Origin of the sequence: Paracoccus sp. Ld10, from assembly GCF_045064235.1 — a bacterium.
Classification (GTDB): Bacteria; Pseudomonadota; Alphaproteobacteria; order Rhodobacterales; family Rhodobacteraceae; genus Paracoccus.
The window spans coordinates 68,853-89,528 of the sequence record NZ_JBISHD010000027.1; the positions used below are offsets into that span (position 1 = coordinate 68,853).

At 66.6% G+C, this 20,676-nt stretch carries 21 protein-coding genes and 1 tRNA gene; 11 read left to right on the forward strand and 11 right to left on the reverse strand.

What is annotated here, in order from left to right; translation table 11 throughout:
- The first annotated feature begins 233 nt into the window (after positions 1 to 233).
- A complete protein-coding gene (locus ACJJVR_RS08565) occupies positions 234 to 575 on the forward strand; it encodes a transposase (protein WP_405403803.1) in 342 nt (113 codons plus the stop codon).
- A gap of 824 nt (positions 576 to 1,399) precedes the next feature.
- On the opposite strand, the gene ACJJVR_RS08570 is transcribed toward ACJJVR_RS08565, so the two are convergent.
- The 5 genes from ACJJVR_RS08570 to pyk all read right to left on the reverse strand — a co-directional run bounded on the left by ACJJVR_RS08570 (position 1,400) and on the right by pyk (position 4,094).
- The gene (locus tag ACJJVR_RS08570) at positions 1,400 to 1,582 is read right to left on the reverse strand and encodes a CsbD family protein (protein ID WP_405403804.1); all 183 of its coding nucleotides are present in this window, start codon (positions 1,580 to 1,582) and stop codon (positions 1,400 to 1,402) included.
- Between the two features lie 127 nt (positions 1,583 to 1,709).
- Positions 1,710 to 2,069 carry a 50S ribosomal protein L20 gene (gene rplT / locus ACJJVR_RS08575; protein ID WP_405403805.1) on the reverse strand — a complete coding sequence of 120 codons (360 nt, stop codon included), beginning with the start codon at positions 2,067 to 2,069 and terminating at the stop codon, positions 1,710 to 1,712.
- Positions 2,070 to 2,084: 15 nt separating this feature from the next.
- On the reverse strand, positions 2,085 to 2,285 hold the full coding sequence (gene rpmI, locus ACJJVR_RS08580; RefSeq protein WP_405403806.1) for a 50S ribosomal protein L35: 201 nt from the start codon (positions 2,283 to 2,285) through the stop codon (positions 2,085 to 2,087).
- Positions 2,286 to 2,393: 108 nt separating this feature from the next.
- Positions 2,394 to 2,618, reverse strand: a complete 225-nt coding sequence (locus tag ACJJVR_RS08585) for a hypothetical protein (RefSeq protein ID WP_405403807.1) — start codon at positions 2,616 to 2,618, stop codon at positions 2,394 to 2,396.
- Between the two features lie 30 nt (positions 2,619 to 2,648).
- A complete protein-coding gene (pyk, locus tag ACJJVR_RS08590; RefSeq protein WP_405403809.1) occupies positions 2,649 to 4,094 on the reverse strand; it encodes a pyruvate kinase in 1,446 nt (481 codons plus the stop codon).
- 98 nt (positions 4,095 to 4,192) lie between these two features.
- Here pyk and ACJJVR_RS08595 point away from each other — a divergent pair, with 98 nt between their 5' ends.
- A complete protein-coding gene (locus ACJJVR_RS08595) occupies positions 4,193 to 4,945 on the forward strand; it encodes an N-formylglutamate amidohydrolase (RefSeq protein WP_405403811.1) in 753 nt (250 codons plus the stop codon).
- A gap of 65 nt (positions 4,946 to 5,010) precedes the next feature.
- Here ACJJVR_RS08595 and ACJJVR_RS08600 read toward each other — a convergent pair whose 3' ends face one another.
- Positions 5,011 to 5,871 (reverse strand): D-amino-acid transaminase, encoded by an 861-nt coding sequence (locus ACJJVR_RS08600; RefSeq protein ID WP_405403812.1) that lies wholly within the window; start codon positions 5,869 to 5,871, stop codon positions 5,011 to 5,013.
- Positions 5,872 to 6,035: 164 nt separating this feature from the next.
- On the opposite strand from ACJJVR_RS08600, the gene ACJJVR_RS08605 reads away from it, so the two are divergent.
- On the forward strand, positions 6,036 to 6,992 hold the full coding sequence (locus ACJJVR_RS08605) for an L-malyl-CoA/beta-methylmalyl-CoA lyase (RefSeq protein ID WP_405403814.1): 957 nt from the start codon (positions 6,036 to 6,038) through the stop codon (positions 6,990 to 6,992).
- 379 nt (positions 6,993 to 7,371) lie between these two features.
- Here the strand turns inward: ACJJVR_RS08605 and ACJJVR_RS08610 are convergent, their stop codons facing one another.
- Complete coding sequence (locus tag ACJJVR_RS08610) at positions 7,372 to 8,271, reverse strand: TIGR02186 family protein (RefSeq protein WP_405403815.1); 900 nt, start codon at positions 8,269 to 8,271, stop codon at positions 7,372 to 7,374.
- Positions 8,271 to 9,185, reverse strand: a complete 915-nt coding sequence (locus ACJJVR_RS08615; RefSeq protein WP_405403817.1) for a sulfite exporter TauE/SafE family protein — start codon at positions 9,183 to 9,185, stop codon at positions 8,271 to 8,273. Before ACJJVR_RS08615 ends, ACJJVR_RS08610 begins: the two co-directional genes overlap by 1 nt.
- Positions 9,186 to 9,358: 173 nt before the next feature.
- Here ACJJVR_RS08615 and surE point away from each other — a divergent pair, with 173 nt between their 5' ends.
- The 3 genes from surE to ACJJVR_RS08630 are packed head-to-tail and all read left to right on the forward strand — an operon-like array spanning position 9,359 to position 11,976.
- Positions 9,359 to 10,168 carry a 5'/3'-nucleotidase SurE gene (surE, locus tag ACJJVR_RS08620; RefSeq protein WP_405404418.1) on the forward strand — a complete coding sequence of 270 codons (810 nt, stop codon included), beginning with the start codon at positions 9,359 to 9,361 and terminating at the stop codon, positions 10,166 to 10,168.
- On the forward strand, positions 10,165 to 10,815 hold the full coding sequence (locus ACJJVR_RS08625; protein ID WP_405403818.1) for a protein-L-isoaspartate(D-aspartate) O-methyltransferase: 651 nt from the start codon (positions 10,165 to 10,167) through the stop codon (positions 10,813 to 10,815). The genes surE and ACJJVR_RS08625 overlap by 4 nt, the downstream gene beginning before the upstream one ends.
- 36 nt (positions 10,816 to 10,851) lie before the next feature.
- Entirely contained in the window at positions 10,852 to 11,976 is a 1,125-nt protein-coding gene (locus ACJJVR_RS08630) for a LysM peptidoglycan-binding domain-containing protein (protein ID WP_405403820.1), read from the forward strand.
- Positions 11,977 to 11,990: 14 nt separating this feature from the next.
- Here the strand turns inward: ACJJVR_RS08630 and ACJJVR_RS08635 are convergent, their stop codons facing one another.
- The 3 genes from ACJJVR_RS08635 to ACJJVR_RS08645 form a co-directional block, all read right to left on the reverse strand.
- Positions 11,991 to 12,734, reverse strand: coding sequence for a hypothetical protein (locus ACJJVR_RS08635; protein WP_405403822.1), 744 nt, complete (start codon positions 12,732 to 12,734; stop codon positions 11,991 to 11,993).
- Between the two features lie 380 nt (positions 12,735 to 13,114).
- The gene (locus ACJJVR_RS08640) at positions 13,115 to 14,500 is read right to left on the reverse strand and encodes a TolC family outer membrane protein (protein ID WP_405403823.1); all 1,386 of its coding nucleotides are present in this window, start codon (positions 14,498 to 14,500) and stop codon (positions 13,115 to 13,117) included.
- The gene (locus ACJJVR_RS08645) at positions 14,497 to 15,150 is read right to left on the reverse strand and encodes a protein-L-isoaspartate O-methyltransferase family protein (protein WP_405403825.1); all 654 of its coding nucleotides are present in this window, start codon (positions 15,148 to 15,150) and stop codon (positions 14,497 to 14,499) included. The genes ACJJVR_RS08640 and ACJJVR_RS08645 overlap by 4 nt, the downstream gene beginning before the upstream one ends.
- Before the next feature lie 139 nt (positions 15,151 to 15,289).
- On the opposite strand from ACJJVR_RS08645, the gene ACJJVR_RS08650 reads away from it, so the two are divergent.
- The 5 genes from ACJJVR_RS08650 (at position 15,290) to ptsP (ending at position 20,666) form a co-directional block, all read left to right on the forward strand.
- Positions 15,290 to 15,363, forward strand: a tRNA-Cys gene (locus ACJJVR_RS08650).
- Positions 15,364 to 15,392: 29 nt separating this feature from the next.
- A complete protein-coding gene (locus ACJJVR_RS08655) occupies positions 15,393 to 16,589 on the forward strand; it encodes a 3-deoxy-D-manno-octulosonic acid transferase (protein WP_405403827.1) in 1,197 nt (398 codons plus the stop codon).
- 35 nt (positions 16,590 to 16,624) lie between these two features.
- Positions 16,625 to 17,029: a DUF1178 family protein gene (locus tag ACJJVR_RS08660; RefSeq protein ID WP_405403829.1), complete on the forward strand. Its 405-nt coding sequence runs from the start codon at positions 16,625 to 16,627 to the stop codon at positions 17,027 to 17,029.
- Positions 17,030 to 17,103: 74 nt separating this feature from the next.
- Positions 17,104 to 18,360, forward strand: coding sequence for an aspartate kinase (locus ACJJVR_RS08665; protein ID WP_405403831.1), 1,257 nt, complete (start codon positions 17,104 to 17,106; stop codon positions 18,358 to 18,360).
- A 59-nt stretch (positions 18,361 to 18,419) separates the two neighbouring features.
- Complete coding sequence (gene ptsP, locus ACJJVR_RS08670) at positions 18,420 to 20,666, forward strand: phosphoenolpyruvate--protein phosphotransferase (protein WP_405403832.1); 2,247 nt, start codon at positions 18,420 to 18,422, stop codon at positions 20,664 to 20,666.
- Positions 20,667 to 20,676: the final 10 nt, after the last annotated feature.

The following is a 20,676-nucleotide window of genomic DNA, read 5'->3' on the forward strand; positions in this document are numbered from 1 at the left end:
TCGGCCTAACGAATATCTACTTCGTTCAGGCAGGGAAGTGACGGCCATGATGCGGTTTTAAAAAAAATTCATAGAAACAGCGGCTTTTAAAGTCTTGTTGGGAATCATGGTGCCTCATGATCACCTGCTGCGATCATGGACCGGTTTATCGACCTCTCGTGCATGCGCTCAGTGCCAGCGCCGACTTACTCCTTCATAGGCAGGCCGCCGGGTGATCCCCAGCAGATATCCGTATGCTGCTGACCGGTTATTGCCACGGCATACGCTTCGAGCGGCGCGAGGGGGTGGAACTGAACCTGGCCTGCCGTCGGTTCTGTCGTCTCGATCTGACCGGTGCAGTGCCTGATCGTTCGGCGCTCTCCAAGAACCGCCACGGCAGGTTTCGGGACTGCGATCTGCTGCGGCAGGTGTGCGAGGTCGTGCTGACGCGCTGCATCAACGAGGGCTTCGTTCGTGGCGGCAGGTTGGGGCGAACGCATCACTGTGCAAGGCCAAAGCCGGCCGCTACAGCGAGGTCCGGGCCGAGGATTGATCCGTGGGACGCAATGTCACCCGAGCGACGCAAGAGTATCTGAATACGCTCGATAGCACGGCCTCGGCGCGACTGCGTCAGTTCAGCCCAGACCGCTTTGACCGACCGGTCCTGCTGCCCGCTGCACAGGTGCGGACGGCGACAGGGCCTTCCTTGCCTAGGGCATCGACCATATCGTCGTCGTGAATACGGGGGATCTGAAATCGCTCCGGTGGATCGATGTCCTGTCGGATGCACCCGTCTACCATATGGAGATGGCGTATGTTCATGAGATGATCGTCCGCACCGAGGATACATGTCGACGGCATCCCGATACGCTTGCCGCCAACACTGCATTTGGATCAGGCGCCATGCGGGCTGGCTGGTCGACGAACTGGGGACCAGATGGCATATCCCCGTCTTCGACAACACCGAACGCGGCGACGGTGCATTTCCAGCCAAGGAATTTGCATCTGATCACAAGGCCAGTGAACACACCTGCCACAGCGGCATGAAGCAGAAGAAAGACTGGCACAAGATTCGCAGGATGGCGTTTGTAAGGATAGCATGGCCTGCTGCTATGCCAGCGACCATGACTGCTTGGTATGCCCAAGAAGCCACAATGCGCCCGGGGGCGGCGCGGTTCGCTAGATCGCTCGCTGTCCGCACGAGGACGGAAGACAACGTACCGACAAGTTGCCAAAGCCCGATGCATACTTCGCCTCAGGCTATGCCAAGCAGAACGTCGAGATACTGTACGTCCACCTGATGCGGATCATACGCCTTGACCGTGAGACTGCAGGGCAGCAACGGGCTTTTACGAGCCGCCCCCCATAGAAAAGGCCCCGGCATCGCGCCGGGGCCTTTTTCATACGCATCATGTGGCGGTCAGATATCGTCGCCCAGCTTGCCTTTGATGGTGCCGGATACGTCCTGTGCCGCACCTTTGGTCTGTTGCGCCTTGCCTTCGGCTTCCATACGCTCGTTGTCGGTCATCTTGCCGATGCCTTCCTTGACGTTGCCTGCCAGCTTGTTCCCTGCGGCTTTCGCCTTGTCGGTCATCTCGCCCATGGGGGTCTCCGTTCGCTATCTGTTATTGTCGAATGGAAACGCCAGACAGGCACGCAAGTTCCGCCAAGCACAAAGGCCCGCCCCCAGATCGGGGACGGGCCTTTGCGGCAATACGATGGCCGTGCGATCAGGCGGCGGCTTTGGCCTGTGCCACGATCGCGCCAAAGGCGTCGGGTTCGTTCACAGCCAGGTCAGCCAGAACCTTGCGGTCAACCTCGATGCCGGCTTTCGACAGCAGGTTGATGAAACGCGAATAGGTCATCTCGGTGTCGATGGCACGGACGGCGGCGTTGATCCGCTGGATCCACAGCGCGCGGAAGTTGCGCTTGCGGTTCTTGCGGTCGCGGGTCGCGTACTGGTTGGCCTTGTCGACAGCTTGGGTGGCGGTGCGGAAGTTGCGCGAACGCGCGCCATAATAGCCCTTGGCTTGATCAAGGACTTTCTTGTGACGGGCGTGGGTCACCTTGCCGGATTTAACGCGGGACATGTGTGGTTCTCCTGATCAGCGAGCGTAGGGCATGTATTTCTTGACGATCTTGGCATCCGCATCCGACAGGATGGTGGTGCCGCGCGCGTCGCGAATGAACTTGGTCGAGCGCTTGATCATGCCGTGGCGTTTGCCGGCCTGACCCGCCTTGACCTTGCCAGAGGCCGTCATCGAGAACCGCTTTTTCGCAGCGGATTTGGTCTTCATCTTCGGCATTTTCATCTCCTTCATCAGAGTGAACGCGCAGCTCGGCAATGCCATGTCGGCCGGCCGCACGGGAACGGAAGCGTCGCCTTACACAGGCGCGCCGGAATACGCAAGGGGTCAGGAGGCTGGCGTGCCACCGGTAACGGAATTCAGCGCGGCCGGAATATCGGCCGGGCTGAAGGGTTCGGGATCCATCCACGCTCCTGCGAACAGCAGCACGATCCCACCCAGCAGGGCCAGGATCGCCGCACGCGGCGGCTGCGTCTGCAGCAACTGGACCACGGCCAGCACCACAGACAGAAGGCACAGGGCAACCCCGGCCAACAAAAGAAAATCGGACATCACCACCCCCCGCGTTTCAAGGCTTCAGCGTTATTCCGGGTCGGTGGCAAAGATCAAGCGGTCATCGCAGGGTGCGATGCGCAAGATGTTCGTCGTGCCCGGCACGTTGAAGGGCACGCCCGCCATCACGACGACCTGCCGTGTCTCGTCGGCAAATCCGTATTCGCGCGCCGCACGGGTGCCGATCACCACGGCCTCCTTGAAACGCGACATGCGCGGGGTGGTCACGCAATGCGTGCCCCAGGTCAGCACCATGCGGCGCGTCACCGTCAGAATGGGCGACAGTGCCAGAATCGGCACGCGGGGCCGCTCGCGCGCAATCAGGCTGATCGTGGTGCCCGACTGGCTGAATGCACAGATGGCCGCGATGTCGGTGGTCTCCGCGATTTCGCGCGCCGCCGTCACGATGGCGTCGGGGACCGACGACAGGCTGGCCTTGCGCGCCGCCTCGATGATCGAGCGATAGTTCGGGTCGGCCTCGACCGAACGGGCGACGTTGTCCATCGTGCGCACGGCTTCGACCGGAAAGCTGCCTGCGGCGCTTTCGGCGGACAGCATGACGGCGTCGGCGCCTTCATAGATGGCGTTGGCAACGTCGCTGACCTCGGCGCGGGTGGGCATCGGGCTGTCGATCATCGATTCCAGCATCTGTGTCGCCACGATCACCGGCTTGGCGGCGCTGCGGCACAGGCGGACCAGACGCTTCTGGATCGGCGGCACGGAATGAACCGGCAGCTCGACGCCCAGATCGCCGCGCGCGACCATGATCCCGTCGGATGCCTGCAGGATCTCGTCAAAGGCGCGGACGGCGGCCGGCTTCTCGATCTTGGACAGGATCGCGGCGCGACCCTTGGCCAGCGTCTTGGCCTCTTCGACATCCTCGGCGCGCTGCACAAAGGACAGCGCCAGCCAATCCACGCCCAGCTCGCAGGCAAACTCCAGATCGGCGCGGTCCTTGTCCGACAGGGCGGCCAGCGGCAGCACCACGTCGGGGACGTTCACGCCCTTGCGGTCGCTGATCGCGCCCGCCACCGTCACGACGCAGTCGGCGAAATCGGGGCCGCATTTCTGCACCGTCAGGCGGATCTTGCCGTCGTTGACCAGCAGTTCCGACCCCTCGATCAGGGCTGCGAAAATTTCGGGGTGCGGCAACGACACGCGGGTGGCATCGCCCGGCACGGATGACAGATCAAACCGGAAATGGTCGCCCACGGCCAGATCATGCGGACCGGCGGCAAAGGGGCCCACGCGCAGCTTGGGGCCCTGCAGATCGGCCAGGATGGCGATCGGGCGACCGGTCTCGGCCTCGATCTCGCGGATCGTGTCGTGGCGCTCGCGGTGATCGTCATGGCTGCCGTGGCTCATGTTCAGGCGGAACACGTCGGCCCCGGCGTCGAACAGGGCGCGGATCATCTCTTTCGACGATGATGCCGGTCCCAGGGTTGCCACGATCTTCACATTACGATGTCGTCTCATCATCCCGCCCTCGTCTCAGGTTTAGCGCTATCTATGCCGCAATTGCCTTTCGTCGGCAACTGGCGTCTGTCCGCCATCCGTCGTAGACAACCTGCATCATGACCGATGACACGACAGCGACGCCCTTCCGCATCCTGGGTCAGGACCGCCCATCGCGGTGGCTCATCACCTGCGACCACGCCACCAACCGCGTCCCCGACTGGGTCGGCGGCGGGACATTGGGCATCGCGCCCTCTGACATGGCGCGCCACATCGCCTACGACGTGGGCGCGGCGGGGCTGACCGAACGTCTGGCCGAACGGATGGACGCACCCGCGATCCTGTCCGACTTCTCGCGCCTGGTGATCGACCCGAACCGCGGAGAGGACGACCCCACCCTGCTGATGCGCCTCTATGACGGCACGGTGATCCCGACGAACCGGCTGGCGGATACGGCCGAACGCCAGCGCCGGCTGGACCGGCTGCACCGTCCCTATCATGCCGCGCTGTCGCGGGTCGCGGCGCTTCATCCCGACCGGTGCATCTGCGCCGTCCACAGCTTCACCCCCCAGCTGCGCGGTCGCCCGCCCCGGCCATGGCAGGTGGGCATCCTCTATTCGCACGCCGACGCGCGGCTTGGCCCGGCGATGGTTGCCGGCTGCCGCGACCAGGGGTGGATCACCGGTGAAAACCAGCCCTATGACGGGCATCTGGACGGTGACAGCGTGGACCGGCACGCCCTGCGCCACGGCCGCCCCAACCTGCTGATCGAGATCAGGAACGACCTTATCGCCACCCCCCAGGGCCAGCAGATCTGGGCTGACCGGCTGGCCCCCGTCATCGACCAGGTCCTGGCCGACAGCGGGTTGTAACGACGTTTGGACTGCTGGGGCCGGGGGGTGCGGGGGGCTGGCCCCCCGCCGTCGCGGGACGCAGATCAGACCCCGGTCTTCAGGCTCTCTTCCAGATAGATCTCGCGCAGGCGGACCGCCACCGGACCCACCGCGCCCGCCCCCACCGCAACGCCGTCGATCGACACCACCGGCATCACGAATGCCGAGGCCGAGGTCACGAACGCCTCGTCCGCACCCTGCGCCTCCTCGATGGTAAAGGCACGCTCCTCGACCCGCATCTGCGCCTCGCGTGCAAACCGCAGCACCGCCGCACGGGTGATCCCATGCAGGATGTCGTGGCTCAATTCGCGCGTGACGATAGTGTTGCCCTTGACGATATAGGCGTTGTTCGAGGTGCCCTCGGTCACCCGCCCCTCCTCGACCATCCAGGCATCATCCGCGCCGCGCGCCTTGGCCTCCATCTTGGCCATCGACGGGTACAGCAGCTGCACCGTCTTGATGTCGCGCCGGCCCCAACGCAGGTCCGCGGTGCTGACAACCTTCCAGCCGGTCTTGGCCGCCGGGGCGTTTGCCAGGCCCGGTTTGGACTGAGTGAACATCACCACCGTGGGGGTCGTCCCTTCGGGCGGATAGGCGAAATCGCGGTCGCCGGGATTGCCGCGGGTGACCTGCAGATAGACCAGCCCATCAATAATGCCGTTCTGCGCGACCAGTTCACGGTGCGCGGTCAGATAATCGTCATCCGACAGAGGGTTGGCGATGGCCAGTTCCGACAGCGACCGCTTCAGGCGCACCATGTGCCCCTCGAAATCGATCAGCTTGCCGCCCAGGACGCTGACCACCTCATAGACGCCATCGGCCATCAGGAACCCCCGGTCAAAGACCGACACCATGGCCTGATCTTCGGGGGTGTAATCGCCATTCACATAGACCGTCCGCGTCATCGCTGCCTCCGTGCCGTCGCGTGTTCGCGCCCGGTCCTGCGCCCAAAGCCCCGCTGCGTCAAGAACCGCGTCCGGAACGGTATTTCGAAAATGGGGCTTGCCGCCGCCGCCGCGCAACATTATTACTTCTTGACGGCCGATATCTTGCCGAACAGGACCCTGTCATGAGCTTTCGCCAACAGCCCCTGCCCCCCGCGCGCTTGAACCGCTGTCAGCTGTTCGGCCCTGGGTCGCGTCCCGCGCTATTCGCCAAGATGGCCGCATCCGCCGCCGACGTGATCAACCTCGACTTGGAAGATTCGGTCGCGCCCGACGACAAGGATCAGGCCCGCACCAATATCATCGCGGCAATCGGTGAAGTCGATTGGGGCACCAAGACGCTGTCGGTACGCATCAACGGGCTGGATACGCCGTTCTGGTATCGCGACGTGGTCGACCTGCTGGAACAGGCGGGCGACCGGCTGGACCAGATCATGATCCCCAAGGCGGGCTGCGCCGCCGACATCTATGCCGTTGACGCGCTGGTCACCGCCGTGGAACGTGCCAAGGGCCGGACCAAACCGATCGCCTTCGAGGTCATCATCGAATCCGCCGCCGGCATCTGCCATGTGGAACAGATCGCCGCCGCGTCGTCGCGCCTGCAGGCGATCAGCCTTGGTGCGGCCGATTTCGCGGCATCGATGGGCATGGCCACCACCGGCATCGGCGGGACGCAGGAAAACTATTACATGCTCCGCGAAGGCCAGAAACACTGGTCCGATCCGTGGCACTGGGCCCAGACCGCCATCGTCGCCGCGTGCCGGACGCATGGGTTGCTGCCCGTCGATGGTCCTTTCGGGGATTTCAGCGACGCCGAGGGGTTCCGTGCCCAGGCGATGCGCAGCGCCACCTTGGGCATGGTCGGCAAATGGGCCATCCATCCCAGCCAGATCGCATTGGCCAACGAGGTGTTTTCCCCCAGCGACACCGCTGTCGCCGAAGCCAGAGAGATCATCGCCGCCATGGGAAAGGCCAAGGCCGAAGGCGCCGGAGCCACCGTCTACAAGGGCCGCCTGGTCGACATCGCGTCGATCAGGCAGGCCGAAGTCACCCTGCGCCAGTCCGATCTGATCGGCGCCTGACACCCCCCGCGGGCCGAACCAGTGGAGGGGGACGGCCCGCACACCGAGGGAGGAGAGGCCCCGCGAGCGATCGCGGGGCCTTGTTTCATCGCGAACCCGATCCGGAGCAGGGCTGGCCCAGCAACAGCGGTCCGCACCAGAAATCACCCCGCCAATTGGCGCAGCAGTCGTAAATTCGGCGTCCGTCCGCATTGCAACAACGCCGCCAACCGCGCGCTGCCATCAGGCGGACAGGTGACGGGGCACGCCGGATTGACCGGATGCATGTGCCTTGCTGCGTACCACCCGAAGCACGCGCGCCATGAGCCTCCAAGGACAGGCCATGCGGCAATGCAGGAGACCCATACCGCCTGCATGACGACCCGCGAAAACTGCCGGGTTACGCGCGGCGCAGCTTTCGGAACGCGGCGGACGCGCCCCAGCCCGCGATCACCGCCACCGCCAGCGACATCAGCCCATAAAGCAGCGGCTGATCATAGGCCAAGCGGTACAGCCAGCGTTCCAGGCCGACCTTGCGGACCTCGATCGCGGCGCCGTAGGCGTCAATGACCGCCCCCTCGCGCAGCAGGAAGATGCGCGCGCGATAGTCGCCCTCGATCAGGTTGGCGGGCAGGCGGATGTCGGTGCGGAACAGCGTGTCCTCGACCAAGGTGACGGACCCCTCCTCCATCCGGTAATGCCCGTTCTGCTGGCGCAGGCGCAGCAGGGCCTGGGTATAGGGCAGCGTATCCTCGACCTCGTGGGCGCCGGCAAAGGCGCGCAGCACCAGCGGCAGAGAGATGCGATAGCGGTTGTCCCAGTCGGTGCCCAGAATGTCATTTATGGGCCGCGTCGTGGCCACTGCATAAAAACTGGGCGCGGCGCCGACCTGCACCCGTTCGGTGTTCACCCAGATGCCAAAACGCCGGGCCTTCTGCCAGATCGTCAGGGGCTGGGACGGGGCCTCGATGGTGACGATCACGTCCAGCGGGCCGTCGGGAATCGGCGTCTCGCGCCGCACCGCGCCATAAATCAGGATGTCGCTGCCGTCAAAGCTGGTGGTGATCGCCACGGCGCTGTTCGACAGACCCGCCACGACCTGTTCGGGCGCCTGATCGGTCGGGGCCACCGGATCGCCGCGCGGGGTCACCGGGTCGGGAAACAGCGGCCAGACCTGCGGCGCGTCGACTTGCGGGATCAGACCTGCGTCCGGGTCGGCGGGCATCGTCGACCCCGCCCCCTGCGCCAACAGCGCGCCCGGCAGCAGCGTCAGCATCATTGCCATGACGAACGCCCGCATCACTGCCCCCGCGTGGTGATGACGAACAGGTCGTCGGGTGTCAGAAACAGGTCCAGCGCCAGCTTGCCGCACACCGCCAGCACCAGCAACGCCAGCAGGATGCGCAGCTGCTCCGCCCGCAGGCGCGCCCCCAGCGTGGTGCCGATCTGGGCGCCGATGACGCCGCCGACGATCAGCAGCACCGCCAGCATCACATCGACCGTATTGTAGCTGACCGCATGCATCAGGGTGGTGAATGCAGTCACGAACGTGATCTGGAACAGCGACGTGCCGACCACGACCTTGGTCGGCATGCCCAGCAGATAGATCATCGCGGGCACCATGATAAAGCCGCCGCCCACCCCCATGATCGCGGCCAGGATGCCCACCGCGACCCCGACCAGCAGGGGCGGGATGACGCTGATGTACAGGCCCGAGGCGCGAAACTTGACCTTCAGCGGCCAGCGGTGAACCCACATGTGCTGGTGCAGACGCCGCCGCCCGGTGGGACGACGCGCGCGCAGCAGGGCGCGCAGGCTCTCCTGCAGCATCATCGCGCCGATCAGGCCCAAGAACACGACATAGCACAACTGGACGACCAGTTCGACCTGACCCAGCTGCTGCAGGATGTTGAAGACCAGCACCCCCAGCCCCGACCCGACCATGCCGCCCGCCAGCAGCACGCCCCCCATGCGGAAATCGACGGTCTTGCGTTTCATGTGTGCCAGCACGCCCGACACTGACGACGCCACCACCTGATTTGCGCCGGTCGCCACGGCGATGGCCGGAGGGATGCCGATGAAGAAAAGCAGCGGCGTGATCAGGAACCCCCCGCCCACGCCGAACAGGCCCGACATGACGCCCACAAGCCCGCCCAACCCCGTCAGGGTGAAGGCGTTGACCGAGACCTCGGCGATGGGAAGATAGATCTGCATCGCATCCCGGCCCGTTGCGCTTGTGCCCCACGATGCAACGCAACGCGCGCAACGTCAAACCGCTTCGGCCCCTGCGGCACGGGAACGGGTTGAAGCACGAGGCCCCCGCCGCTAAGCAGATCGGGTCACATCCGCGTGCGCAGGGGACGCGGGCAGCCGGCACAGGGGACATGATGCGCATTCTCATCACAAATGACGACGGGATCAACGCACCGGGCCTTGAGGTGCTGCACCAGATCGCCATCGAACTGGCCGGCCCGCATGGTGAGGTCTGGACCGTCGCCCCCGCGTTCGAGCAGTCCGGCGTGGGCCACTGCATCAGCTATACCCACCCCACGATGGTCGCCCGCCTGGCCGAGCGCCGCTATGCCGCCGAAGGCAGCCCCGCCGATTGCGTGCTGGCAGCGTTGGGCGACATCGTGGGCGCGGCCCCCGATCTGGTGCTGTCGGGCGTGAACCGCGGCAACAACGCCGGAGAGAATGCCATGTATTCGGGCACCATCGGCGGCGCGATGGAGGCCGCGCTGCAGGGCCTGCCCGCAATCGCGCTGTCGCAGTATCTGGGGCCGCGAACCGCGGATCTTGACGATCCGTTCGAGGCTGCGCGCACGCACGGCGCCGCCGTCATCCGCCGTCTGCTGGATCACGGCGACTGGTCGACGGATGCCGATTTCCGGCTGTTCTACAACGTGAACTTTCCCCCTGTCCCCGCGGCGGACGTGCAGGGCCTGCGCGTTGCGCCCCAAGGCCAGCGCCAGGGATCCCGCTTTGCGGCCCAGCCCTATAATGCGCCGAACGGGCGGCGGTTCATGTGGATCGCGGGCGGGTCGCAGCAGGCCCCGGCCCGCGATGGCACCGATGTGGCCGCCAACATGGAAGGATTCGTCTCGGTCACGCCGATGCGGGCCGACCTGACCTGCCACGCCTCGCTGGGGCGGCTGGCGGCGGCGCTGGACGATCCGCTGGCACAGGCCGCCGAATGAGCGACGAGGACGACGACGCCGAACGCAAGATGCGGTTCGTCTTTCAGCTGCGGTCCCGCGGGGTGACCGATCCGCGGGTGATGGCCGCGATGGAGGGGATCGACCGCGGCTTGTTTGTGCGCGGCCAGTTCGCTGACCGCGCCTATGAGGACACCCCCCTGCCCATCCCCTGCGGCCAGACGATCAGCCAGCCATCGGTCGTCGGCCTGATGACGCAGGCGCTGGAGGTCGGCCCCCGCGACACCGTGCTGGAGATCGGCACCGGGTCAGGATATCAGGCGGCGGTCCTGTCAGGACTGTGCCGGCGCGTCTATACCGTCGACCGCCACCGTCGCCTGGTCCATGAGGCCGAGGTGATCTTTCGAGATCTGGGGCTGCACAACATCATCGCGCAGGTGGCTGACGGATCGCGCGGATTGCCCGACCAGGCGCCGTTTGACCGCATTCTTGTGACCGCCGCGGCCGAGGATCCGCCCGGCCCCCTGTTGGCACAGCTGAAGATCGGCGGTATCATGGTCGTGCCTGTCGGACAGTCGGACGCGGTCCAGACCCTGATCCGCGTGACGCGGACCCAAGGGGGGTTCGATTACGACGAGTTGCGGCAGGTGCGGTTCGTTCCGCTGGTCGAGGGGTTGGGCCAGACATGACCCCCGGCCACCACAAGGCAGGCCGAGGACAGGACCATGAACACACGTGATATACAGGCAGGCTGCGCGATGCTGTCTCTGCTGGCATTAACGGCCTGCGGGTCGGACGGCAGCTTTGACCCCGATCTGCGGGGGCTGATCGGGGGCATGGACACCGCGGCCGCCGCTGCGTCGGCAGCACCCCGCCCGACACCCGATGCCCGCGGCGTCATCAGCTTTTCCAATGGGCAGGTCGCTGTCGCGCAGACAGGCGACACGCCCGCGACGATCGCCGCCCGGCTGGGGCTGGATGCGGCGGCCCTGGCCACTCACAACGCCCTGCCCGCTGACGCGCCGATGCAGGCGGGGGCAGTGCTGGTTCTGCCGACACAGGTGGCCGCCGCGGCCCCCGCCGGGGGTGGCACGGCCATCGTGACCGATCCCTTTGCCGACAGCGCCCCGGCCAGCCCGGGCGTAGCGCGCGCCGATCCGGCACCCGCGCCCGCGTCGGACGGGAACCCCCGTGAACATGTCGTCACTGCCGGAGAGACCGCCTGGGCGATCGCCCGCCGCTACGACGTCAGCGTGCAGGATCTTGCCAGTTGGAACGGACTGCCCGCAGACATGAGCCTGCGGACCGGCCAGCGTCTGCTGGTGCCGCAGCCTGGCCAGGCGCCCGACAGGCTGGCCACCACCGCCCCCGGGGCGGGAAGCCCGACCCCGACACCGCCCTCGGCCACACGCGCCCTGCCCGACGAGGAGACACCCGCTGCCGGTGCACCGGCGCCCGACACACCCCAGACCGATCTGGGCTCCACCCGGACCGCGGCGTCGGGGGGCGGGCAGTTCCGGATGCCGGTCGACGGGTCGATCATCCGCGTTTACGAAAAAGGCCAGAATGATGGCATCGACATCGCGGCCACCGGCGGTGCTGCGGTCATAGCGGCCGGCAGCGGTCAGGTGGCCGCGATCACCCGCGACAGCGCCGGAACACCGATCATCGTGGTCCGCCACGAGGGTGACCTGATGAGCGTGTACACCAACCTGGGCGATGTCGCCGTCGCCAAGGGCGACAGCGTCAGCGCGGGGCAGTCATTGGGCCAAGCGGGCGATGCGGGCTTTGTCCACTTCGAGATCCGCCGCGGGTTCGAAAGCGTCGACCCCGAGCGATATCTGAACTGATCCCCCGCGGGGGATCAGAGATGCGTCAGCCGCTCATCCAGTGACGAGGCGATCTCGCGCCGCACCACGGCGCGCAGGTTCCCCGAGAATCGAGCACCCATTTCGCCCTCGAGTTCCTCGCGGATCATTTCCTGCAGATGGGCGCGCATGGCCTTGTCGTCCATCATGTGCGCGACGGTCTGTGCGACGATCTGTGCGATCGGCAATTCCGGCGCAGAGGCAGGATCCTCACTGCGCGGTCGGTCCGGGCCGTTCCCACCTGCTGGTCGGTTCTGCGACAACGCGACGGTGTTGTCGCCCACCAGGCCCAGGACAGGGGCAGCGGCGACAACGGGCGCCTGGTCCGATGCCCGAACGGGCGGTGCCGGGGGCATCAGGCGCCACATCAGCCAGTCACCCCAAGCCGAGAACAACCGGGCAATACGGGACCGCGGCGCCGGAGGAGTTGGCACCGCAGGGACCACGACCGGAGACAGGGCCTCCTGCGGTGTGGCGTCGGCAACGATCGGATCCTCGATGGCGACGGGCACGGCCAATGCGGTTGCGGCCCTGCCGCGCGCCTTGGGGCTGGCACGCCGGGGGCGACCTGTCGGCACGCCCGCCTCAGTCACGTCGGGCGTCGGTTTGCGCAGATGCGGCGCCAGTTGAATGACCGCGGCCGTGCTGCCCGCCAGCATTCCCCGAGGTGTGGGGCTCTGGCACAGACCCTGAAGCATCGTGCGCGCATCGCTGTGAATGACGGGCTGTCCGTCGATCATGTGACGAATGTGCTGCATTTCGGCCCGAATGCGGGCTATTTCCTGTGCTGCCTGTCCGATCGGCTGATCCCGGGTCGGTATCGGCAGGGTGACGACTTGCGCAGTCGGTGCCGGTGTGACCTTGCGCGCCTTGGCGCGTGCGGGCTTGGCTGCCACATCGGGCGATGCTGCCTTGGCTCGGGACGTTCTTGCCCGGGCAGGCTTTGCCACGGAGGCTGCTGCATCTGCTTTTGGGGTACGCCGGCGGGGTGCCTTGGGCGCCGTGTCGGCCTTTGCGGCTCTGCGGCGCGGCGCAGCGACCTCGACAGCCACGGCTGTCGGATCCACGGTGGGTGGTGTCACGCGACGCGCCTTAGTCATGGCGCACCGCCAGTGCCGGATCAGTCCCGGCCGATGGCGCGCAGCACGCGATCCAGGCTTTCGCCCTGCTTGCTGGTTGCGGGGGCGTCCCGCACTGCGTTGTAATATTGCGATGGGTCATAGGTGGGTATCCCCAGTTGCAGGTTTTCTACCGTCAACAAACCCATAGCAGCCAGAAGTTGATAATGAGCTAACTGCAGATTCGATTCCGCAGAAATCCGATCGGCGCGTGCCTCCAGCAGCGATTGTTCGGCGTCCAGCACGTCCAGCGTCGTCCGCGCGCCCAACAGGGCCTCCTCGCGCACGCCGTCATAGGCCTGCTGCGCGGCCGATATCTGCTGGGTGATCGCGGTGATCTGCGCGCGGGCCACGGCGATGTTGGCCCAGGTCTCTCCGACCTGCTGGCTGATCTGGCGCGCGGTGTTCAGCAGCGCCGATCGCGCCTGGTCGCGTTCCGCCATGGCGCTGCGATGTGCGGCCGACAGGCGACCGCCGGAATACAGCGTCTGGCTGAGCTCAAGCCCGACGGACGAGGAATTGCGGCTGCCATAACGATTGCCGAAACTGGATTCCGGGCTGCGGGTGACACCGACATTGGCCGTTCCCGACAGGGTCGGGTTGCGTTCGGCAGCAGCGGCGGCCACGCCGATTTCGGCCGCGGCGGCCTGGCGCTGCGACTGGCCTATGGCCGGGTGAGTGCGCTGCGCGATCTGGCGCGCCTCGTCCAGTGTGGCGGGCAGATTGGGCAGCGGCGGCGGCGCGTCCAGGCGGTCCGGCTGGCGGCCGGTCACCGCCAGATAGGCCTCGCGCGCGATCTCCAGCTGACCGTTGGCGGTGGCCAATGCGGCACGGGTCTGGGCCAGCTGCGCATCGGCCAGCGCCACGTCGGTCACGGTGATCTCGCCCACGTCGAAACGATCCTGGGCGGCCTGGCGTTCGCTGGACAGCACCTCGACCGAGTTTTCCTGCAGGCCGACCTGCTGGATGGCCTCGCGCACGTCGAAATAGGCAACCGTCGCAGCCAGCAGGATGTCCTGTTCAACGCCCACAAGGGCCTGGCGCGTGGACAGGACCAGTTCCTTGGCACCGTCGATGGCCAGCTGCGAGCGTCCGAAATCGTACAACGTCAACTCCGCCCCGATCGTCAGCGAGGTCGAGCGTACGGTCGTGCCCCCCTCTGCCCGCGAGGCGGAATGGCGGGCGACCCACTCGACGACAGGGCGCAGTTCCGCGACCGATGCCGCGACATCCTCGTCGGCGGCGCGCAGCACGGCGCGGTTCTGTTCGATCAGCGCTGAATGGCGATAGGCCGCGACCATGGTGTCGGCCAGCGATTCGGCGCGGGCGGGCAATGCCGCGGCCAGGGCCAGCAGCGCGCCCGCCGCGAACCGCGCCAGCGCGGTCACAAGACGAACCCGCGTTGCAGGCCGAAACCGGGCAGCATCGGTGCCTTGGCGTTGAACGAATAGCGCCAGCTGATCTGTCCGTTCCTGCGCGTTCCGATGCGGGCAACACCCAAAGCACCTTCGACGAACAAGGCGGCGATGCGCCCCCCCTCGCGCAGTTGATCGACGATGGCGACGGGAATGTCCTGAACCGCACCTTCGATCATGATCACGTCATAGGGGCCCTGCTTGGGGGCGCCCTCGGTCAGGGACGCATTCAGGACGGCGACATTGTCGATGCCCGCCTGCGACAGGCGCTGTTCGGCCTCGCGGGCCATCTCGGCGTCATCCTCGATCGCCACCACGGCCTCGGCCATGCGGGCCATGACGGCGGCGGAATAGCCGTAACCGCAGGCCAGATCCAGAACCAGCTCGTCGGGCTGGATGTCCAATGCGTCGACCATCTTGGCCAGCGTCCGCGGCTCCAGCAGGACACGCCCATGCCCGATGTCCAGATTCTCGCCCGAATAGGCGACGGACCGGCGGCTGGCAGGGACGAACTCCTCACGCGGGATCGTCAGCATCGCGTCGATCACCGGAAACTTGGTGACATCACTGGGGCGCACCTGCGTGTCCACCATCGTCGTGCGGCGCGCGGCGAAATCGCTCATGTCGGGGAACCTCTGCTGGACCTTGTTCGGGCGACTATTGCCATGTTTCCCCCGCTTGGGCAACGCACGACATCGGCCCGGCGCTTCGCGTCTTGCAAGGGTCGCGGCAATCCGCTAGGGAACGGCCACTCTCGACGGCGGCGGGTTGGCGGAGAGGTTACGCACCGGATTGCAAATCCGTGAAGACCGGTTCGATTCCGGTACCCGCCTCCACCTTCTCCTGTCCGAGAGGACCGTTCCGCATGATCTATGACGCCACGACCCGCATCGCCGAGGCCGCGCTGTGTCTGCGTGCGCGGTTGGGCCGGTCGCAGCCGCTGCGCGAGCGGCTGGTCAGCACCGGCGGGCCGGACCCTGCCACGATATGGCTGCATGCCGCATCCGTCGGAGAGCTGACATCGGCCCGCGTGGTGATCGAGGCGCTGGCCGCGCGTCACACCCTGACGGTCACGACCAACAGCGAGACGGGCCGTGCGCTGGCGCGGGACTGGGGCCTGCCCGCGCGGCTCGCACCGCTGGACCTGCCCGGTGCGCTGGCGCGGTTCCTGGACGCCGCACGTCCCCGCCTGGCAATCACCGTCGAGGGAGAGTTCTGGCCGCTGCGATCGCGCCTGCTGGCCGAACGCGGCATCCACCAGGCGATGATCGGGGCGCGCATGTCGGAACGGTCCGCGGGGACCTGGGGCCGCTTTCCGCGCATCGTCGGGCCGATGCTGGGGCGCGTGACGGCCCTGTCGGCGCAGGATCAGGGCAGCGAGGCGCGCCTGCTGAACCTGGGCCTGCCGCCCCGCGCGCTGCTGCCCCGGCTGGACCTGAAGCTGCTGGCGCCTGCGGCCCAGCCCGCGCCGCCCGACAGCGCGGCACGCGACCGGGTGATCCTGGCGGCGTCCACCCATGAGGGCGAAGACGTGCCCGTGCTGGACGCCTTTGCGGCGCTGCGAGAGACGCGACCGGACCTGCGGCTGATCCTGGCCCCGCGCCATCCCGACCGGGGCGACGCCATCGCGGCGCTGATCGCGGCGCGCGGTCTGTCCCTTGCGCGGCGCAGCGTCGGGGCGGAGGATGCGCCGGGGGGTGCTGTCCTGCTGGCCGACACGTTGGGAGAGATGACGCGTTGGTACGCCCGCGCCGGGATCTGCATCATCGGTGGCAGCCTGCAGGATCACGGCGGCCACACCCCGTGGGAGCCCGCGGCCCATGGCTGCGCGTTGATTCACGGCCCCCATGTGGGCAATTTCGTCGAGGCATTCGACGCGCTGGAGGGGTCCGGTGCGACCCGCCCAACCGGCGATCTGGCCACCACCCTGGCGCGGCTTGCGGACATGCCGGAGGAGGCCCGCGCGATGGGCCGGGCGGCGCGTGCCGTGCTGGTGGCGCGGGCGGGCGATCCGGCGGCGCTGATCGCGCGGTTGGACGATCTTGCGCGCGCCCCCGCCTGACCCGATATAGGATTCATCTGACAGGAGATGGTGCGATGATCCGCTATGCCTTGCGCTGCGACCAGGGGCATGATTTCGACGGCTGGTTCCGGTCATCCGACGGGTTCGAGGCGATGCGCGATGCGGGTCAGGTCAACTGCGCGATCTGCGGCGCGACGACAGTGGACCGGGCGCTGATGACACCTGCGGTGACCGACAAGGCGCTGACCGCGCCCCGCAATCCGGCCGAGGCCGCCCTGCAGGCGCTGCGCCGCAAGATCGAGACCAGCTCCGATTATGTCGGCCTGTCCTTTGCGGAGGAGGCGCGCGCCATGCACGAGGGAGCCAGGCCCTCGCGCGCCATCCACGGCGAGGCCCGCCCCGAGGACGCGCGCAAGCTGATCGAGGACGGCGTACCCGTGGCCCCCCTGCCCTTTGTCCCGCGGCCCAAGACGAACTAGCGCCGCCCCTTGCGGTCCGCGCGCCCCGCCCCTAAAAGCCCCGCCGACGCACATCCTTTGGCTGGAGGCCCTTGATGCCGCTTCTGGTAATGAAATTCGGCGGCACTTCGGTGGCCGACCCGGACCGGATCAAAAACGCTGCCCGAAAGGTGCAGCGCGAGGTCGAACGCGGCTATGACGTGATCGTCATCGTCAGCGCCATGTCCGGAAAGACGAACGAACTGGTGGGCTGGGTCGAACAGACCTCTCCGCTGTTCGACGCCCGCGAATACGACGCGGTGGTCAGTTCCGGAGAGAACGTGACCGCGGGCCTGATGTCCCTGACCCTGCAGGAGATGGGCGTGCCCGCGCGCAGCTGGCAGGGCTGGCAGGTGCCGATCAACACGACCGCCGCCTATTCGGCCGCGCGTTTCGTGGAGATTCCGCGCAAGAACCTGGATCAGAAGTTCGCCGAAGGGTTCAAGGTCGCGGTGGTCGCGGGGTTCCAGGGCGTGTCGCCCGAAGGCCGCATCACCACGCTTGGCCGGGGCGGGTCGGACACGACCGCGGTGGCGTTCGCCGCCGCCTTTGATGCCGAACGCTGCGATATCTACACCGACGTCGACGGGGTCTATACGACCGATCCGCGCATCACGTCGCGCGCGCGAAAGCTGCCCCGCATTGCCTTTGAGGAGATGCTGGAGCTGGCGTCCCTTGGTGCCAAGGTGCTGCAGACGCGTTCGGTCGAACTGGCAATGCGATACAAGGTGCGCCTGAGGGTGCTATCCTCGTTCGAGGATACCGACGAAAATTCCGGCACGCTGATCTGCGATGAGGATGAAATCATGGAATCGAAAGTCGTCAACGGTGTCGCCTCGTCGCGCGACGAGGCCAAGATCACCCTGGTCACGGTCGAGGACCGTCCCGGCATCTCGGCCGCGATCTTTGCGCCGCTGGCCGATGCGGGCGTGAACGTCGACATGATCGTTCAGAACATCTCGGAAAAGGACTATGACGATCACCCGGGTTCGGTGACCGACATGACCTTTTCCGTGCCGATCAACCAGGTCGAACGCGCCAAGCGTGCGATGGAAGAGGCCCGGCAGGCCGGCCACATCGCCTATGACGAACTGGTCGTCGACACCGAGGTTGCCAAGGTGTCCGTCGTCGGCATCGGCATGCGCAGCCATGCGGGCGTCGCCGCACGCATGTTCAAGGCGCTGGCCGACGAGAACGTCAACATCAAGGTGATCGCGACCTCCGAGATCAAGATTTCGGTGTTGATCGATCGGAAATACATGGAACTGGCCGTGCAGGCACTGCATGATGCCTTTGAGCTGGAAAAGGCGTAACGCCCTCTGGTTGGTTCCCCGGTCGGGAACACGCACAACGGCGGAAGGCAGGCCAAGCGATGCAGGATCGCACCGACAGCGACTCTCGCAAGCTGCTGAGGCGGCTCAAGGAAATTCTGGCCGCCGCCGGCGGTGGGCAGGATCGGCTTGACCAGATCACGCATCACATCGCCGATTCGATGGGAACCGAGGTCTGCTCGATCTATCTGTTCCGCGATGCCGATACGCTGGAACTGTGCGCGACCGAGGGGTTGCGCCCCGAGGCCGTCCACCAGACCCGGCTGCGCCTTGGCGAGGGCCTGGTTGGTCGCGTAGCCCGCACCGGCCGCCATGTGAACACCGCCAACGCCCCTGCCCAACCTGGTTTCCGGTTCATGCCCGAAACCGGCGAGGAGGTTTTCCCCGCCTTTCTGGGCATGCCGATCCAACGGGTCGGAGAACGGCTGGGGGTGCTAGTCGTGCAATGCGCCACCGCCCGCCAGTTCAGTGAGGACGAGGTCTATGGCCTTGAAGTCGTGGCCATGGTGCTGGCCGAGATGACCGAACTGGGCGCGTTTCAGGGCAGCCAGTCCGACAGCCTGCCTCTGGCGCACCGCTTTCCACTGCTGGTTCGCGGTGCCACCGGGCAGGAGGGCGTGGCCGAGGGCCGTGTCTGGCTGCACGAACCGCGGGTGGTCATCGCCAACCCGGTGGGCGACGATCCCGACAAGGAACTGGCCCGCCTGCACGAGGGCGTGGACACCCTGCGCCAGACCGTGGACAAGATGCTGGGCGCGGTGGACATGGGCGGCGACGGCGACCATGCTGCGGTGCTGGAAACCTATCGGATGTTCGCCCATTCGCGCAGCTGGCTGAAGCGCATGGAAGAGGACATCCGCCTTGGCCTGTCGGCCGAGGCGGCGGTCGAAAAGGAACAGTCCGGCGCCCGCGCCCGGCTGGAGATGGCCGCCGACCCGTATCTGCGCGACCGGCTGCACGACCTGGATGACCTGTCCAACCGCCTGCTGCGCATCCTGACCGGCCAGGGCAACGACACCGGCGCGGAAATGCCCGAAAACCCGATCCTGGTCGCGCGCAACATCGGCCCGGCCGAGTTGCTGGAATATGGCCGCCGCCTCAAGGGCGTGGTGCTGGAGGAGGGGTCCGTCGGCAGCCATGCGGCCATCGTGGCCCGCGCGCTGGCCATTCCGCTGGTCATCCACGCCGCCCGCATCACCACCGAGGCGCTGAACGGGGATCCGGTTTTGGTCGATGGCGACCAGGGCGTCGTCCACCTGCGCCCCGAAGAGACCGTCCACAAGGCCTTCCTGGACAAGATCGCCATGCAGGCCGAGGCGCAGGACCGCTATGCCGACCTGCGCGACCAGCCCGCCACGGGCACCTGCGGCACGACGATCCAGATGTACATGAACGCCGGCCTGATGGCCGACCTGCCGTCGCTGGAGGGGTCGGGTGCCGAGGGCGTGGGCCTGTTCCGCACCGAACTGCAGTTCCTGGTGCGCAGCCACGTGCCGCGGCGCGCGGAACTGGCCGGGCTGTATGCCCGCGTCATGGACAATGCCCAAGGCAAGCCGGTGATGTTTCGCACGCTGGACATCGGGTCGGACAAAGTCCTGCCCTACATGAAGCCACAGGACGAACCCAACCCGGCGATGGGCTGGCGCGCGATCCGTGTGGGCCTGGACAAACGCGGCGTCCTGCGCATGCAGCTGCAGGCACTGATCCGCGCTAGCGTGGGCCGGCCACTGTACGTCATGTTCCCCTTTATCGCGGATATCACCGAATACGAGGCCGCGCACCGCATCCTGATGCAGGAAATGGCGCGCGAACAGCGGCTTGGCCACGCCATGCCCAGCGATATCCGCGTCGGCGCCATGCTGGAGACACCATCGCTGGCGTTTGCGCCGAAGCGGTTCTTCGAGATGTGCGATTTTATCTCGATCGGCGGCAACGACCTCAAACAGTTCTTTTTCGCCGCCGACCGGGAAAACGAACGGGTCCGCCGCCGCTATGACACACTGAATGTATCGTTCCTGGCGATTCTGCGCCAGATCATCGCGCGATGCGCTGATGCGCGCGTGCCGCTGTCCTTTTGCGGAGAGGATGCAGGGCGTCCTGTCGAGGCGCTGGTCTTTGCCGCTCTGGGCATCCACCGTCTGTCAATGCGGCCGGCCTCGATCGGGCCGGTCAAACACCTGATCAGGCGCGTCAGCATCGCGGAACTTGCCCGCGTCATCGCCGATGCCGAGGCAGAAGGCATGAACAGCGTGCGCGGCCCGGTGACGGAATGGCTGGCACGGCAATAAACCGATTGGG

What these genes read in the sequence shown, in the direction of transcription:
- ACJJVR_RS08565 (WP_405403803.1), top strand. Translation starts at nt 234, where the DNA reads ATGCTGCTGACCGGTTATTGCCACGGCATACGCTTCGAGCGGCGCGAG.
- ACJJVR_RS08570 (WP_405403804.1), bottom strand. Translation starts at nt 1,582, where the DNA reads ATGGGCGAGATGACCGACAAGGCGAAAGCCGCAGGGAACAAGCTGGCA.
- rplT (WP_405403805.1), bottom strand. Translation starts at nt 2,069, where the DNA reads ATGTCCCGCGTTAAATCCGGCAAGGTGACCCACGCCCGTCACAAGAAA.
- rpmI (WP_405403806.1), bottom strand. Translation starts at nt 2,285, where the DNA reads ATGCCGAAGATGAAGACCAAATCCGCTGCGAAAAAGCGGTTCTCGATG.
- ACJJVR_RS08585 (WP_405403807.1), bottom strand. Translation starts at nt 2,618, where the DNA reads ATGTCCGATTTTCTTTTGTTGGCCGGGGTTGCCCTGTGCCTTCTGTCT.
- pyk (WP_405403809.1), bottom strand. Translation starts at nt 4,094, where the DNA reads ATGAGACGACATCGTAATGTGAAGATCGTGGCAACCCTGGGACCGGCA.
- ACJJVR_RS08595 (WP_405403811.1), top strand. Translation starts at nt 4,193, where the DNA reads ATGACCGATGACACGACAGCGACGCCCTTCCGCATCCTGGGTCAGGAC.
- ACJJVR_RS08600 (WP_405403812.1), bottom strand. Translation starts at nt 5,871, where the DNA reads ATGACGCGGACGGTCTATGTGAATGGCGATTACACCCCCGAAGATCAG.
- ACJJVR_RS08605 (WP_405403814.1), top strand. Translation starts at nt 6,036, where the DNA reads ATGAGCTTTCGCCAACAGCCCCTGCCCCCCGCGCGCTTGAACCGCTGT.
- ACJJVR_RS08610 (WP_405403815.1), bottom strand. Translation starts at nt 8,271, where the DNA reads ATGCGGGCGTTCGTCATGGCAATGATGCTGACGCTGCTGCCGGGCGCG.
- ACJJVR_RS08615 (WP_405403817.1), bottom strand. Translation starts at nt 9,185, where the DNA reads ATGCAGATCTATCTTCCCATCGCCGAGGTCTCGGTCAACGCCTTCACC.
- surE (WP_405404418.1), top strand. Translation starts at nt 9,359, where the DNA reads ATGCGCATTCTCATCACAAATGACGACGGGATCAACGCACCGGGCCTT.
- ACJJVR_RS08625 (WP_405403818.1), top strand. Translation starts at nt 10,165, where the DNA reads ATGAGCGACGAGGACGACGACGCCGAACGCAAGATGCGGTTCGTCTTT.
- ACJJVR_RS08630 (WP_405403820.1), top strand. Translation starts at nt 10,852, where the DNA reads ATGAACACACGTGATATACAGGCAGGCTGCGCGATGCTGTCTCTGCTG.
- ACJJVR_RS08635 (WP_405403822.1), bottom strand. Translation starts at nt 12,734, where the DNA reads ATGATCGACGGACAGCCCGTCATTCACAGCGATGCGCGCACGATGCTT.
- ACJJVR_RS08645 (WP_405403825.1), bottom strand. Translation starts at nt 15,150, where the DNA reads ATGAGCGATTTCGCCGCGCGCCGCACGACGATGGTGGACACGCAGGTG.
- ACJJVR_RS08655 (WP_405403827.1), top strand. Translation starts at nt 15,393, where the DNA reads ATGATCTATGACGCCACGACCCGCATCGCCGAGGCCGCGCTGTGTCTG.
- ACJJVR_RS08660 (WP_405403829.1), top strand. Translation starts at nt 16,625, where the DNA reads ATGATCCGCTATGCCTTGCGCTGCGACCAGGGGCATGATTTCGACGGC.
- ACJJVR_RS08665 (WP_405403831.1), top strand. Translation starts at nt 17,104, where the DNA reads ATGCCGCTTCTGGTAATGAAATTCGGCGGCACTTCGGTGGCCGACCCG.
- ptsP (WP_405403832.1), top strand. Translation starts at nt 18,420, where the DNA reads ATGCAGGATCGCACCGACAGCGACTCTCGCAAGCTGCTGAGGCGGCTC.